The following is a 13,887-nucleotide window of genomic DNA, read 5'->3' as shown; positions in this document are numbered from 1 at the left end:
GTGGCGGAATGGCAGACGCGCGCGACTCAAAATCGTGAGGGAAACCGTGGAGGTTCGAGTCCTCTCATCGGCACCATTTTTAAAAACCGAAGTCCTTTGGATCATTACGATCTAAAGGGCTTTTTTGTTATGTTTTTAATGGATTACTCTCACTTATGTTATGATACTGTCTATATTTATTTGCTTATTAATGGAGCGGAGGAAAAGGAATGTTAGTCAGGCATGCCATTACCGAATTGTCCGAAATGACTGCAATAAAGTTGAGAAATCTCGCTACCTTATTAGTCGACGTTGTAGATGAAGGGGCATCGATTGGTTTTTTGCCTCCATTAAGTCATGAGGAAGCACTAGCCTATTGGTCTTCGGTTATGAGTGACGAGGTTGTATTATGGATTGTAGAGCAGAATGGAGAGACGGTCGGCTCCGTACAGCTTCACTTGTGCCAGAAAGCGAACGGCTCACACCGCGCGGAAATCGCAAAGCTCATGGTTCACCCCAAAGCTCGCAGGATAGGAATTGCACGCTTGCTAATGAATGCAGCAGAAGATCGTGCGAAGCTTGAGGACCGGAGCTTGCTTGTATTAGATACTCGAGCAGGCGATCCTTCAAACCTGCTGTATCAATCATTGGGTTATGTTGAAGCTGGTCGAATACCGAATTATGCGAGATCAGCAGATGGGGGATTTGATGACACGATCTATTATTATAAGAACGTAACGCTTTAGCAGAATAGGAGGAGCATACCAATGAGTCGTGAAATGGTTAGCCCTATAATGTTGAATGTGCCTGAAAGCTTCGAGAGCAGCAGGCTGCTTATACGAGCACCGTTATGGGGAGATGGTGCTCAATTGAACAAAGCCGTTATAGAAAGTCGAGCTGAGCTATTGCCTTGGATGCCGTGGGCAGCTCAGCTTCCCTCTGTGGAGGATTCTGAGCTCGTCATTAGAAGCTCGAGAGTGAAGTACTTGGAGCGAACCGATCTTATGCTGCTGTTGTTTCTAAAAGACACAGGTCAGCTTATTGGGAGCAGCGGTCTTCATCGTATAGACTGGGAAACACGCAAATTTGAAATAGGCTATTGGGTAAGAAGCTCCTTCGGAGCCAAGGGCTACATATCGGAAGCGGTTGAAGCGATAACCGATTTCGCTATACAAGAGCTTGAAGCAAACCGAATGGAAATTAGATGCGACGCGAGAAATAGCCGCAGCGCGAAGGTAGCGGAGCGAAGCGGATATACGTGCGAAGGCATCCTTCGCAAGGAGAAACCGTCTGTTGACGGCTCGCTTCAAGATACGATGATTTTTGCAAAGGTTAGAGGATTCGAATTCCAATGATCGGTCTGCTATTTCTTGAGTGTTCTTTCATAATCTTCGAACCTTATTTTTCGAATTTGCTTTCGATCAGCCGAACGAGCAATTATGCCTTCTGATCTGCCTGATGCATCAATACCGACTTGTGTGTGCTCGAATTGTTTCAAAAAGGTATAAATGTCCGCTATTGTTCGGGGCAAGCGCAAGCCGAGTTTCTCCGCTAACAGTGGTGCTGAGTCTAACCCGAGACGTTTAGCAAATCGTGTTTTACCTTCTTCATGATAAAAGGGCTGATGCCCGTGCTCGCGCCATTCGGCGATCCTTTCCTGAGGCAGAGATAGGAGATGATCCAGTTCGGCCTTGTCTATCGAGAAGACATCGAAAAACCGATAATGCTGAGCTTTGCTATCTGTATAATTTTTGGCTGCCTTCGTCTTCCCACCGTATGATTCTTGATAAATGACGGTCAGCGCCCAATCCTTATCCGAGAAGATGTTGTCCAACGTTTTTTCGGCTATCGGTTTTAGAAAGTCTGCGATATTGCCATAGGGGTTGCCGATGCGGTCACCTTTTGCATACAAGAGCTCCTCCCTTGAGCCAATTAAATAATCAGGTTCACCTTTATCATTTTTGAAAAAAATGATTCTCGCGTTCTCTCCGTCAACTTTTTCATACAAATATACAAACTCCGAGTCATGTAAATATCCATTCTCATCGGTTAATGTCTCTGTCAATCTTCCTCTCTCACCGAGGCGGTGGTAAGTGAGAATACTGGGATATTTCGTAAGCGAATTTAGCTTCTTCAAATCCATACATTTCAGCTCCTAAGCGTTTAGCAGTATGACTGTGACACATTCCTAACTGCGATTAACGTATAATTCGTTATAAACGGAACAATTCCTGTTTAGAATAGAAAACCATAAGAAGGAGAACTTTTATGCAAAGAGATCATTCACCTAATCTTCACCGGATATTGCGTGAATTAGGCCAGGATAAAATTATGACATTGTTAACGAAGCAAATATCGGCATCGGATCTGAACAGTTTGCTGCTAGAGGTGTTTAGAGAGAAAATGGAGCAAATAGAGCCTAAGGAATTGTTGAAAAAATACGAGGCCAATCGATTCGTGCAGCCTGCTGAGGGCGATTTATTGACGTTGAAACAGCTGGAGCTTGATGTGCTTCGAATAGCCGAGGAACAATCTTTTGCAGCTATACAGCTTTCTCCTGTCGCACCACTCGGTTCCTGCTCAGTAGTCGCAACGGTCGATCAGAATAAAGTAATATCGGCATTAAGGGGAACAGAGGTCGTTGCCGATGCCACCAATCTGCTCGCGCTTCACGTTGCCCATTTGTTGAAATCTGATCAAGCGGATAATTCGAGCACCTTTCTCAGATTCGGCACGACCCATAGGCATATTAGAGCTCAAAGCTTGAACAACGCTCCGGGCATGCTTCCGCACTTTCATGTCTTTTGCTTAGTTACCTCGGGCAAGGATAACGGTTCTTACTCATTCGAAAAGCAAGCGTTCTTGGAGCAAGCAAGCGTTTATCAATCCTTGTTTGACAGGTTGTTCCAAACCGATATTGAGATCGTACTTAATGCTCGAAAAGGATATGCGGATGCAGATGGACTCGTCGAGCGAGTACTGCAATACAGCAGAGAGCAAGGTATCAAAGCAAAGCTTTCCGTTTCTGACTCGGTGGAATCCAATGCTTATTATCAAGGCCTCCAATTCACTATTAAAACGGTTATTAACGGCAATAGCTATACAATTGGGGACGGCGGCTATGTCGATTGGCCGAATCAGCTGCTCGGACGACGGAAAGAACGGATGCTCATTAGTGCGATTGGATTAGACCGGCTGCTGCCAGAGCTTGCACGCACAAGCCAATAATGGTTACACTTAGTGTATAGGTACAAGAGATCAGGATACGAGCAAGAGATGGATAACGAACGTTTAGCGGGTGAGGAGTGAGCGACGATGGAGAACAGAACCTTTACAATAAGCGAGGCTAACGAGCTGCTGCCGGAGCTGCAGGCAGCCTTGCGTCAGCTTCAGCAGTTGACAGCGCAATTCGAGGATAAATATTTGGATTATCAGAAGGAAAGAGCTGCATTAGAGCAGGCGTCTGCATCAGGTTACGGAAGCAAAGACCCTTTCTTTGAGCAGGAAAGTGAGCTGGAATTTATGAAGATGGAGGCAGACCTGCTCATTGATAATTTTGCCCGTAAAGGCGTACAGTTGAAAATGATCAACCCTGGCTTGATGGATTTCCCATCGGTGCTGAACGGTGAGGACATCCTCATCTGCTGGAAAGAAGGCGAAGAACGGGTCAGTTACTATCATGGCCTGCATGATGGCTTTGTAGGCAGGAAACCATATCCGACTGAATGAAGTTCCCTCAATCCCGCAGAGCAACAATAGCAAAAGTCCCGATGTTACAGCGAGCGGGACTTTTTGATCTATGTGCAAAGCGATCGAAGAAGAGAAAGGATGTACACGATGTCAGGCGTTATTTCGAAAGCGATACAACTTCTGGATCTTCTGCTGCCGCAAGGGAAGGAGAAAGAATTAAGCGTGACTGAAATGAGCAGGGAGCTGGGTATGCCTGTACAGAGTGTACACCGTATTCTGGGCTCCTTAATGGAGCATGGATTTGTTGCTCAGAACGCGAGGACGAAGAAGTACAAGCTTGGCCTATCCATCATGGAGTACGGCTTCCTCATGTGGGACAGTCTTATGCTGCGTACGGTAGCGAGGCCGTTCATGGAGGAGCTATCCCAGAAGACGAAGGAAACGGTTTATTTGGCTACGAGGGAAAATGCAGAAGGCGTTTATATCGATTCAGTGGATTCTCCGCAAATACTTAAAATTTCGGAGCCGATTGGGCTCAAGCTGCCTTTGTTTATTGGTGCATCGAATCGTGTTATTCTAGCGTATCTGCCTAGGAAAACGCAGGAGTCTATCTTGGCGGAGGTAGATTGGGACAATGTTCCTTCACTAAAGCCCTTATCTGAAGCTTACATTGAGGAAGAAATATTGATTATTCACAGGCAGGGCTATGCGATAACCGAGGGAGAGGCAACGGAAGGCACGACGGGAATAGCTGCTCCAATATTTTCCTATGAAAATCGAGTAATCGGTTCTTTGAATACCGCTGGCCCAACTTTTCGGTTCACAGAGGAGACTGTTCGAAAATACAGCCTGCTCGTAAAAAAATATGCAGATGCTATATCGGAAGAGCTTGGCTATCGTCACAAGCTTAATAAATAGTATTTGTTGCATGTTTCCCACTATACGGGAAACTGGACTTACTGCTATCAAATATCGGAATTATAATTAGCTTCAATAAGCGCTTAGGCGTAGGTTGAAGGAGCATAATCTGATGAATATCGTTGCATTTAAACATTTCGAATTTGATGATGAGGAAGCGTTTCGTACATGGGTGAATCATAATGGACATCATTTGGTGATGCGTGAGCCCTCTCTTGGCGTCGACTTGGGCTGGATAGATGAACTTGATCTGCTTGTTATTTGTGGAGGTCCGATGAGTGTATACGAAGAGGAGCTTTATCCGTGGCTTGTGGAAGAAAAACAATTTGTTCAGCATGCCATTGCATTAGGTAAGAAAGTGCTCGGTATCTGTTTTGGTGCCCAAATGATAGCAGAGCTGCTTGGCAGCCCCGTATACAAGAATGAACATAAGGAAATAGGCTGGCATACCGTGAATCGGACAAGCGATGAGCATTCATGGCTCTCTGGATTAAGTGAGTCATTCCTTTCATTCCAATGGCATGGCGATACGTTTGATCTCCCGAATGACACACGGCTGCTCGCCTATTCAGATGCTTGCAAGGTGCAGGCTTTCGCATATGAGGACCATGTGCTCGCGCTGCAATTCCATTTGGAAACGACACCGGCCTGTATGGAAGAGATGTTCGCGAATTGGTACGCGGAGCTCATCGAGGCGCCCTACATTCAATCAGCTGAGCAGATTCGCTCGTGCTATGGACAGAGCAAGCAATCTCATAAAGCGCTGCACCGCATATTGGATCGGATTAGTTTGAGCGATGGATAAGAAAGAAAAACGAAGGGAACGATGTGAAATGAAACGCAATCGCCTAGGGAATTCTGAGCTTTACGTAAGTGAGATTGGTCTTGGCTGTATGTCGCTTGGCAGGGAGAAGGACAAAGCAATGACACTTATTCATGAAGCGCTCGACAACGGCATCAATTTTCTTGATACGGCGGATCTTTATGATGAAGGCTTGAACGAGGAGATCATTGGTCAAGCCATTAGAGGCAGACGCTCGGATGTCATTATTGGTACTAAGGTTGGGAACAGGTGGGAGCCAGGCAAAGAGGGCTGGTCATGGGACCCGTCTAAGTCGTATATTAAGTCGGCAGTAAAGGATAGTTTGCGGAGGCTGCAAACGGATTATATTGATCTTTATCAGCTTCATGGCGGCACTCTGGATGACAAGTTATCGGAGACAATTGAGGCTTTCGAGGAGCTGAAGCAAGAAGGTCTTATTCGTTATTACGGTATTTCTTCCATACGTCCTAACGTCATTAGAGAATATGCGGAACAATCCAATATGGTCAGTGTCATGAGTCAATACAGCATATTGGACAGAAGGCCAGAGGAGCAGGTGCTTCCACTTCTTGCTCAGAAAGGGATCAGCTTAATTGCGCGGGGCCCTGTTGCAAAAGGGATACTGACAAGTGCTGGTGCCATGAAGGCAGATAAAGGGTATTTGGGATATGGAAAGTATGAGCTGACGGCATTGCATACGTCTCTGCTTGAAGGAATCGATCCGTTACGGGATATTGCTCATACGGCGATTAGGTATGCGCTAGCCGACCCGACTGTGGCGACAGTTATACCCGGGGCAAGCTCTATGGAGCAGCTGCGACATAACATTGCTGCGAGCCATGCGAGTGAGCTGACGACCGAAGAATTAAAGTCAATCCGTAGAATAAGTCAAGCGAACCGCTATGAGCAGCACCGCTAAAGCGGCTCATTCTAGCAGACAAAGCCTATACCGATTGCGCTCTCTATGCTATCCTAAGGAAGGAAGGTTTGACTTTATCAACTGTATGCAATAAAATTACAGTATCCTTCTTGAGAGGGAGATGCAACGATGAACAGTGAATTTACGGTAGCGGTTCACAGCTTGGTGCTGTTAGCCTACTTGCCTGATCATATGGCCAGCAGCGAGACGATTGCTAGAAACGTGTCAACGAATCCAACTCGGATTCGCAAAATTATGAGTACGCTGCGGAAGCATGGCTTCGTCACAACGAAAGAAGGCATCGGCGGCGGCTACATTTTGAATTGCGAGCCTGGCGAAGTATCGCTTGCTCAAATATACAGAGCGATTTCTGGTGGGACTTTGAAGCCGCATTGGTGCTCAGGCAATCCAGATGAGGATTGCTTAGTCTCTGCTAATATTCAAGGCGTTATGGATCATTTCTTCTATGAAGCGGAACAGCATTACGTGGCTTATCTGGAGCAGAATACGCTGCAGACCGCGCTCGACAAAATTCGAAAATGCCAGCTTCAGCAAAAGAACCAGCAAGTGTAAGAGCTATGGAAGGGCTGGTTACAACAAAGCGGTATCGTTGCGGCATGCCGTGCGTTACCGCTTGTTGGCCGGGCTTTTTTGAAAATATAGGAAAGAATATCTTTTTGCCAACTTTCTCTATATTACTACTCTAAACATTAGCTTAGCCGCCTGAGGACGGCTTCAGCCGTTTACGCTTGCGAGCTATGTGTATGAAAATTTTATACAGTTGATTGTATGTACCATCTCTAAGTCTGAATCTACATGCAGCTAAATGAATATTAATTACAATGAAAAGGGTGAAGAGTATGTCAGAACATATCATAACCAATTCTTCTTTTAATATCCCGCTGTCCGTTCTAGATGTATCGCCGATTGTTGCAGGAGGCTCTGTGGCGGAATCGCTTGCGAACACGTTAGATCTTGCACAGCATGCAGAGAAATGGGGCTACAATCGCTACTGGCTTGCTGAGCATCATAATGCGCCAAGTATAGCAAGCTCGGCGACGTCTATCGTGATTGGACATGTGGCTGCCGGAACGTCTAAGATACGTGTAGGCTCTGGCGGTATTATGCTGCCCAACCATGCCCCGCTCGTGATTGCCGAGCAGTTCGGAACGCTCGAATCCTTGTTTCCAGGACGAATTGATTTGGGTCTTGGCCGCGCACCAGGCACCGATGGACTGACGGCCACCGCGCTTCGCGGAAACAGAGGTGGAAACGGCCATGATTTCCCCGAGAAACTTGCCGAGCTGCGCGCGTTTCTAGATCCAACCCGAACGGAGCTTGGCATGCCGGTTCGCGCCATTCCAGGCGAAGGATTGGACATTCCGATTTGGCTGCTTGGGTCGAGTGACTTCAGCGCGTTGCTGGCTGCACAGCTCGGCTTGCCATTCGCATTCGCCGGACACTTCTCCCCGAACTTTACAGTGCCTGCGATGAATCTCTATCGCAGCAGTTTCAAGCCATCTGATGTGCTTGATAAGCCGAATGGGATGGTCGCAGTCAATGTCATTGCGGCGGATACGGATGAGGAGGCGGCGTATTTGGCAACCTCCATGCAGCAGCTGTTCCTATCCTTTATCCGGAATACGCGAGGACCTCTGCCTGCTCCAGTTCGTGATATGGATACAGTCTGGACGCCGCAGGAGAAAATAGCGCTGCAGCAGCAGCTTGGTTCCTCTATAGTAGGTGGGCCGGACACGGTGCGCAGTAAGCTTAAGCAGTATATTGAAGCAACTAAGGCTGATGAAATTATGGTTGCGGCTCATATATTCGACCATAAGGCGCGCCTGCGTTCTTATGAGATTATAGCCGAGCTGTAATAAACAGCCGAGCAGATAACGTCTGCTGAACGATGAAGGGTCTGCCAGCCAAGAGTAATTGCTCTTGGCTGGCAGACCCTTTTTTTACGGAGAGATGGTTGCTTGCTTATTCAACAGGCGGGCGCTCCCCTCTACGCAGCTCGCGAATCGACAAGCCGAAGTCCATTTGGAGATGCGGATAGTCAGGGAAATTCGCCCAATCGCCGCCCCATGAGAATCCTAAACGCTTTGCAATGGCTACGACCTCCATCCAGTCCGCTTTCCCGTTTTTGTTGCCGTCGTACTTCATATCCCATACAACTTCTCCCTGCTTCGTACGCAGAGCGAAATCAATCGCAAGTCCATAATTATGATAGGAATGTCCGCCTTGCACCTGCGTTACAATATTGCCTTCTGTAGTGCGCCCTTTTGCATAGATCGCATCCTGCTCCTCACTGGAGCGGAAACCGTCTGTAATAAGAATGGTGATGCCAGCTTTGCTTGTCTCGGCGATCAGCTCCGATTGCTTGGTGAATACGATGGGATTAAGCTCCGTGACAGGTGGAGCCGGATTATTGTGGATAGGAGGTATATAGGGCTCAAACGTTAATATGGTCTTCCACAATAATGCGGCTGTAATGGCCAATATAATGAACAGCAAAATTCGGTTACGTTTGCGTTTGTTTCTGGCTGCCAGATCTAGCTGTGCACGTCCTATGGGCAGTTGTTGATGAGAGTAATGATTTCGTTCCAGCATGTACAATCTCCTTACGCTTTATATCCGTTTATCTTATCATATTGACGCTTACGATGCCCTAGCCCGAAGTAGGGGATTCAATCAATGGGTTGACTTGCTATCAGTTTAGGTCTAAACTGATAGCAAGAAGCAGCTCAGGAGGTGTTGGAATGACAAATGAGAGTTCCGAAACTTTTCTTCCCAAACGCGATGAACGGCTAGGCTTGTTGATATGGTTTCGTTTGTCGCGTGTTTATAGTCACAGCCTGCGTGAGACGCACCAGCATTTGAAGAAATGGGGCTTGAGCGCAGCTCAGTTCGATATGCTGGCTCAGATAGGTGCGCATGACCGACTTACGCAGCAGCAGCTAGCCGATAAGCTGTTTGTAACCAAAGGCAACATTACGCAGCTGATCAGCAAGCTGGAGGAGCAAGGCTTTGCCCAGCGGGAGCAGGAGTGGAAGAGCAAATACGTATCGTTAACCGAGAAGGGCAGGACATTGTTCGATGATGTCGTTCCAGTGCAGGAGCAATTTCAAGCTTCGCAATATGATGCATTGAGTAGAGATGAGAAGAAGCAGCTGCTTCGTTTGCTCAAGAAAATACAAGATTAACGATTAACGACATAAATGAAAAGTTTAATCCATTCTTCTTCAAAACAACTAGGGAGGTTGTTCATATGCAACTCAAAGGTATTCATCACGTATCCGCCATTACAGGTACAGCATCAGGAAATTTTGAATTTTATACAGAGCTGCTTGGTCTTCGTTTGGTCAAAAAAACGGTCAATCAAGACGAAACTTCGGTCTACCATCTATTCTACGGAGATGAGAAAGGAAACCCGGGAACGGAGCTGACTTTCTTCGAATTTCCGATGACTGCTAAAAACAGGGAAGGTACAAGCAGCATCTCATCGCTGTCACTGCGTGTAGCTGACGATGCAGCGATTCAATACTGGAAAGCTCGGTTCGAGCAGCATGCTGTTGACCACGATGACATCGTAGAACGTGCTGGCCGCCAGACAATTGCATTCAGAGATTTCGAAGGACAGCGGCTCGTGCTCGTCTCTGATGAACATAATCAAGGCGTTGAAGGCGGAACGCCTTGGGAGAAAAGCACGGTGCCTGCTGAGTTCGGCATTCTCGGACTTGGGCCGGTTCAACTGACCGTCAAAAATCCGGAGCCGACATTGCTCGTTCTCACGCAGCTAATGGGCTTCAGAGAGAAAGGAAGCTACCCGTCAACGGTTGCGGGGCAGCCGGATATTGTCGTATTAGAAACCGGAGAAGGCGGCAGCGGAGCTGAGGTTCATCTGGAGGAAAGGCTTGATCTGCCGCGTGAGCGACAAGGCTATGGCGGTGTACACCACGTTGCCTTCCGTGTTGACAATGATGATGAGCTTCGGGAGTGGATCGAGCATATTCGCGGAGTACGGATACCGAATTCGGGCTTTGTGGACCGCTTCTATTTCCGCTCACTTTACTTCCGTGAACCAAACGGCATATTGTTCGAGCTGGCGACGGATGGTCCGGGCTTCGATACGGATGAAGATATTAATCACTTAGGCGAATCGCTCGCTCTTCCGCCATTTCTTGAGCCGCAGCGCGCGCAAATCGAATCCAGATTGAAACCATTGCAAACCAAGTTTGACGTATAAACGAACATAGATCCGCAGCGGACAAAGAAGGCGATCATTCCCTTTATTCAGGGGATGGTCGCCTTTTCACCTTTACGTATAGGAAAGTATTTGAGTGTACTCATACTTTCTCTACATATTTCACAGAAACAAAGGCGTCTATAGTAAGGACGCTTTCAAGCGTTTCTTCATACATTCTACCAATAATTGCGTAGTGAGCAATCGTATAAAGTTTGATATGCTTCGAGGATTGATCTCTTAGGAGGGAAACGATGAAGCGGTATTATAGTAAATGGTTCATGACGGCTGTTATTTTCATAGGCTTGTTCACTGCGCTGCATAGGGTGAATGCGGAAGCTGCACAGCCTTTCGACGATATAGCAGACAGCTATGCGAAGCAGGAAATTATAGATTTATATCAAAAAAAGATCATAACAGGAACTTCGAAATCGAGCTTCTCTCCGACCGCGCCTATTACGAGAGCGGAGTTCATTACGTTGCTTGACCGACTGCTTGGCCTTGAGCCTGTCGCAAGTCCGGTTACTCCATTCGCAGATGTTGCAGCGAAGGCTGGGCATTATGGCTGGGTTCAAGCCGCTGTACAGCTCGGCATAGCGGACGGAGTAAGTGAAACCAGCTTTGCACCTAGCAAGCCGGTAACGAGGCAGGAGGCGGCTGTGTGGCTCACGCGTGCATTGAAGAAGCAACCGGGCATAATCGGCGATGAAATGAACTTTGGAGATTACAGGCTTATTGCTTCGTGGGCGAGTTCCTCGGTAACGGCTGTGCACAGCCTAGGTCTTATGCAAGGGGATAGCGACGGGAATTTCCGCCCAACCGATGCGATTACTAGGCAGGAAACAGCTGTTATGATACATCGTGTGCTTCAGAAAAAGCAATGGGCTGCCATGCTGGCAGCTAAACCTATTGAAACCATTAAGCTAGGCTGGCAATACGGCCAGAGCACTACACAATTCGAGAACAACATTATGACATCCAATGTGAATACGTTGTCGCCGAGGTGGTTCTTCGCCGAAGCTTCGGGCGAAATAACCGATGCTGCGGATGCATCCCTTGTAGCATGGGCCAGAAAGCATAATAAAAAGGTATGGCCGATGTTTGGCAACCGCTCCGATCAAGCCGCTACGCACAAGCTGTTGTCGAGCGTGAGCTCGCGCACCAGCCTGATTGCGAAGCTGTCTGCATACGTCGTCAAATATGATGTAGATGGAATCAATCTTGATTTCGAGAACGTAGCTCCACAGGATCGTGCGGCATTAACCGCATTCGTAACGGAGCTCGCAAAAAAGCTGAAGCTGATGAATGTGACTTTATCCATGGATGTTTCGCCTGACCGCGGTACAGATTGGACGGATGCCTTCGATTTCGCAGCGCTCGGCAAGCAAGTGGAGTATATGGTACTCATGGGCTATGACGAGCATTGGGGAGCAGGCTCAGGAGCGGGACCAAATGCTTCGTTAGACTTTGTTGAAGTGGCGATATCCAAGCTTCTGAAAGTCGTGCCAAACGAAAAGGTCATTCTGGCCCTGCCGTTTTACAATCGAGACTGGGATTTGAATAAGGAGGGCAGCGTAGCATCCACCGCGTTCATTACATTAAGCGAGCAGCATGCAATTTTGAGCAAATATGCAATTAAACCGAAATGGGCTGCACAAGCAGGCCAATATACGGCAGCATACATTAAAAACGGCGTCAGGCATCAGATATGGGTAGAGGATGGACGGTCATTAACGGCCAAATATAAGGTGGCAGCAGAAGCGGGCTTAGCGGGCCTAGCGTATTGGTACATTGGCGGGGAAAGCCAGGATATTTGGGCAAGCATGCGGAACGCGGATCGCTTTCTAGGCTATCATTTTGATTAACGTTAATGGCTAGCATTAGCGGCGGCATTATAAACGAGTTATAAGCCGCGAGACAACGAAAATGAGATTAGTAATTTCCGAACTGGCATTTGCGGGGTTTGAATAGGTAGAATATAGAGGTAGAGGACGTGATAGATAACAGCGGCTTGAGAAGGGGAGAGTAGATCAGGTGAGAAAGTTTTTGTCATTATTTTTATCATTGGCGTTATTGTTTTCGTTCGTATCTTCTGTACAGGCAGAGGCTAAACCGATCTCTATATGGGTTGGCGACGAGCAGGTGCAGCTCGGCAGTCTGCAGCCAATTATGGAGAAGGGGACGACGCTGGTGCCAGCTAAGCTGGTTCTTCAGAAGCTGAATTTCCAAGTAACTTGGGACCAGAAGAGTAAGGTTATAACAGGCAAGAAGGATGGGCTGGTGCTCTCATTCCAAATCGATCATTTGGGAGCGATCGTTAATAACACGGAGCAGGGACTGCTGGCAGCACCTAAGCTAGTGAAAGGGATTGCCTATATTCCATTGCGTACCGTGAGTGAAGCCGCAGGCTATGAGATTGTTTGGAACAAGGAGCAGCAGTCGATCGCTCTACAGGCCAAAGCGACCAGCCAAGGCTTCCTATGGAAGGTCGAGAAAGCAGGCAGCACGGTATACTTGCTAGGCTCGATACATATCGCTAGTAAAGCTATGTATCCTCTTCGTTCGGAGATTCAGAAGGCTTATGAAGCATCTGACTATTTGGTGGTGGAGGCAGATATTTCGAAAATGAACGATGCAGACGTTCAGCAGCTTGTGCTTGATCTAAGCGTCTATAAGGACCAAACCACGCTAAAAGATCATATTTCGGCAGATGCTTATCAGAAGATAGGGGACATTCTTGAAGAGAATGGGCTTGAGCCCAATGTGCTTGACACCTACAAGCCATGGAGCGTTTCTTCTTCGATTGATTATTTATCGTCATCTCAATCTGGTTACGATGCTGGAATCGGAATAGATGCTCATTTCCTCCAGCAAGCGATTGCGAACAATAAGCCTATTCTAGAGCTGGAATCGATTGAATACCAGCTGCAAATGTTCAATCGATTCTCGGATAAGCTGCAGGAGGAGATGCTTCTTTCTTCTATTGCCAGCTATTACACAGAGGATTCAAGCATCGATCACCTGACGGAGTTATGGACGACTGGCAATGAGGAGCAACTGCTGGAGCTTACTGACTCCACTTCGGCGAATGAGGAGCTTAACAAAGCGCTGCTAACAGATCGCAACGCTCCAATGGTAGACAAGATAACGGGCTATCTCAATGACAGCACGAACAAAACCTATTTCGTCGTCGTAGGTGCTGCTCACATGCTGGGAGAGAACGGGATCGTTCCATTACTGGAGAAGAAGGGCTTTGCAGTTACCCGCCAGTAATCATTGAATTATAATAAAGTAAGAAGGCAGCTTCGCACG

General features: G+C 47.4%; 16 protein-coding genes. 14 read left to right on the top strand and 2 right to left on the bottom strand.

What is annotated here, in order from left to right; genetic code table 11:
• The 3 genes from FGT79_RS31640 to FGT79_RS19095 form a co-directional block, all read left to right on the top strand.
• A partial coding sequence (locus FGT79_RS31640) for a hypothetical protein (RefSeq protein WP_212758602.1) occupies positions 1-216 on the top strand: 216 nt, incomplete at its 5' end.
• Positions 210-725 carry a GNAT family N-acetyltransferase gene (locus FGT79_RS19100; RefSeq protein WP_138754413.1) on the top strand — a complete coding sequence of 172 codons (516 nt, stop codon included), beginning with the start codon at positions 210-212 and terminating at the stop codon, positions 723-725. The genes FGT79_RS31640 and FGT79_RS19100, both read left to right, overlap by 7 nt.
• A 21-nt stretch (positions 726-746) precedes the next feature.
• Positions 747-1,334 carry a GNAT family N-acetyltransferase gene (locus FGT79_RS19095; RefSeq protein WP_138754412.1) on the top strand — a complete coding sequence of 196 codons (588 nt, stop codon included), beginning with the start codon at positions 747-749 and terminating at the stop codon, positions 1,332-1,334.
• 8 nt (positions 1,335-1,342) lie between these two features.
• Here FGT79_RS19095 and FGT79_RS19090 read toward each other — a convergent pair whose 3' ends face one another.
• Positions 1,343-2,122 carry an RNA ligase family protein gene (locus FGT79_RS19090; protein WP_138754411.1) on the bottom strand — a complete coding sequence of 260 codons (780 nt, stop codon included), beginning with the start codon at positions 2,120-2,122 and terminating at the stop codon, positions 1,343-1,345.
• Positions 2,123-2,247: 125 nt separating this feature from the next.
• Between FGT79_RS19090 and FGT79_RS19085 the strand changes: the two genes are divergently transcribed.
• The 7 genes from FGT79_RS19085 to FGT79_RS19055 all read left to right on the top strand — a co-directional run bounded on the left by FGT79_RS19085 (position 2,248) and on the right by FGT79_RS19055 (position 8,206).
• Positions 2,248-3,207: a hypothetical protein gene (locus FGT79_RS19085; RefSeq protein WP_138754410.1), complete on the top strand. Its 960-nt coding sequence runs from the start codon at positions 2,248-2,250 to the stop codon at positions 3,205-3,207.
• 87 nt (positions 3,208-3,294) lie between these two features.
• A complete protein-coding gene (locus FGT79_RS19080; protein ID WP_138754409.1) occupies positions 3,295-3,708 on the top strand; it encodes a DUF2203 domain-containing protein in 414 nt (137 codons plus the stop codon).
• A 108-nt stretch (positions 3,709-3,816) separates the two neighbouring features.
• Positions 3,817-4,587 (top strand): IclR family transcriptional regulator, encoded by a 771-nt coding sequence (locus FGT79_RS19075; RefSeq protein ID WP_138754408.1) that lies wholly within the window; start codon positions 3,817-3,819, stop codon positions 4,585-4,587.
• A gap of 112 nt (positions 4,588-4,699) precedes the next feature.
• Entirely contained in the window at positions 4,700-5,392 is a 693-nt protein-coding gene (locus FGT79_RS19070; RefSeq protein WP_138754407.1) for a type 1 glutamine amidotransferase, read from the top strand.
• Between the two features lie 28 nt (positions 5,393-5,420).
• Complete coding sequence (locus FGT79_RS19065) at positions 5,421-6,329, top strand: aldo/keto reductase (RefSeq protein WP_138754406.1); 909 nt, start codon at positions 5,421-5,423, stop codon at positions 6,327-6,329.
• A 129-nt stretch (positions 6,330-6,458) separates the two neighbouring features.
• Positions 6,459-6,902 carry an Rrf2 family transcriptional regulator gene (locus FGT79_RS19060; RefSeq protein WP_138754405.1) on the top strand — a complete coding sequence of 148 codons (444 nt, stop codon included), beginning with the start codon at positions 6,459-6,461 and terminating at the stop codon, positions 6,900-6,902.
• Positions 6,903-7,189: 287 nt separating this feature from the next.
• A complete protein-coding gene (locus FGT79_RS19055; RefSeq protein ID WP_138754404.1) occupies positions 7,190-8,206 on the top strand; it encodes an LLM class flavin-dependent oxidoreductase in 1,017 nt (338 codons plus the stop codon).
• Positions 8,207-8,312: 106 nt separating this feature from the next.
• Here the strand turns inward: FGT79_RS19055 and FGT79_RS19050 are convergent, their stop codons facing one another.
• The gene (locus FGT79_RS19050) at positions 8,313-8,942 is read right to left on the bottom strand and encodes a M15 family metallopeptidase (RefSeq protein WP_138754403.1); all 630 of its coding nucleotides are present in this window, start codon (positions 8,940-8,942) and stop codon (positions 8,313-8,315) included.
• A 149-nt stretch (positions 8,943-9,091) separates the two neighbouring features.
• On the opposite strand from FGT79_RS19050, the gene FGT79_RS19045 reads away from it, so the two are divergent.
• From FGT79_RS19045 to FGT79_RS19030, 4 genes are all read left to right on the top strand, one after another.
• Complete coding sequence (locus tag FGT79_RS19045; RefSeq protein WP_138754402.1) at positions 9,092-9,535, top strand: MarR family winged helix-turn-helix transcriptional regulator; 444 nt, start codon at positions 9,092-9,094, stop codon at positions 9,533-9,535.
• Between the two features lie 65 nt (positions 9,536-9,600).
• Positions 9,601-10,578 (top strand): ring-cleaving dioxygenase, encoded by a 978-nt coding sequence (locus FGT79_RS19040; protein ID WP_138754401.1) that lies wholly within the window; start codon positions 9,601-9,603, stop codon positions 10,576-10,578.
• 251 nt (positions 10,579-10,829) lie between these two features.
• Positions 10,830-12,440 carry an S-layer homology domain-containing protein gene (locus FGT79_RS19035; protein ID WP_246096488.1) on the top strand — a complete coding sequence of 537 codons (1,611 nt, stop codon included), beginning with the start codon at positions 10,830-10,832 and terminating at the stop codon, positions 12,438-12,440.
• A gap of 169 nt (positions 12,441-12,609) precedes the next feature.
• Positions 12,610-13,848: a TraB/GumN family protein gene (locus FGT79_RS19030; RefSeq protein WP_138754400.1), complete on the top strand. Its 1,239-nt coding sequence runs from the start codon at positions 12,610-12,612 to the stop codon at positions 13,846-13,848.
• Positions 13,849-13,887 lie beyond the last annotated feature (39 nt).

Source organism: Paenibacillus sinopodophylli, from assembly GCF_005930355.1.
Lineage (GTDB): Bacteria > Bacillota > Bacilli > Paenibacillales > Paenibacillaceae > Pristimantibacillus > Pristimantibacillus sinopodophylli.
The sequence above is the reverse complement of the archived record's forward strand: the minus strand, read 5'-3'. Positions and strand labels throughout refer to the sequence as shown.

Excerpts from the sequence above, each read along its gene's own strand:
- FGT79_RS19065 (WP_138754406.1), top strand. The coding sequence starts at position 5,421 with ATGAAACGCAATCGCCTAGGGAATTCTGAGCTTTACGTAAGTGAGATT.
- FGT79_RS19095 (WP_138754412.1), top strand. The coding sequence starts at position 747 with ATGAGTCGTGAAATGGTTAGCCCTATAATGTTGAATGTGCCTGAAAGC.
- FGT79_RS19060 (WP_138754405.1), top strand. The coding sequence starts at position 6,459 with ATGAACAGTGAATTTACGGTAGCGGTTCACAGCTTGGTGCTGTTAGCC.
- FGT79_RS19085 (WP_138754410.1), top strand. The coding sequence starts at position 2,248 with ATGCAAAGAGATCATTCACCTAATCTTCACCGGATATTGCGTGAATTA.
- FGT79_RS19070 (WP_138754407.1), top strand. The coding sequence starts at position 4,700 with ATGAATATCGTTGCATTTAAACATTTCGAATTTGATGATGAGGAAGCG.
- FGT79_RS19050 (WP_138754403.1), bottom strand. The coding sequence starts at position 8,942 with ATGCTGGAACGAAATCATTACTCTCATCAACAACTGCCCATAGGACGT.
- FGT79_RS19055 (WP_138754404.1), top strand. The coding sequence starts at position 7,190 with ATGTCAGAACATATCATAACCAATTCTTCTTTTAATATCCCGCTGTCC.
- FGT79_RS19035 (WP_246096488.1), top strand. The coding sequence starts at position 10,830 with ATGAAGCGGTATTATAGTAAATGGTTCATGACGGCTGTTATTTTCATA.
- FGT79_RS19100 (WP_138754413.1), top strand. The coding sequence starts at position 210 with ATGTTAGTCAGGCATGCCATTACCGAATTGTCCGAAATGACTGCAATA.
- FGT79_RS19040 (WP_138754401.1), top strand. The coding sequence starts at position 9,601 with ATGCAACTCAAAGGTATTCATCACGTATCCGCCATTACAGGTACAGCA.
- FGT79_RS19090 (WP_138754411.1), bottom strand. The coding sequence starts at position 2,122 with ATGGATTTGAAGAAGCTAAATTCGCTTACGAAATATCCCAGTATTCTC.
- FGT79_RS19080 (WP_138754409.1), top strand. The coding sequence starts at position 3,295 with ATGGAGAACAGAACCTTTACAATAAGCGAGGCTAACGAGCTGCTGCCG.
- FGT79_RS19075 (WP_138754408.1), top strand. The coding sequence starts at position 3,817 with ATGTCAGGCGTTATTTCGAAAGCGATACAACTTCTGGATCTTCTGCTG.
- FGT79_RS19045 (WP_138754402.1), top strand. The coding sequence starts at position 9,092 with ATGACAAATGAGAGTTCCGAAACTTTTCTTCCCAAACGCGATGAACGG.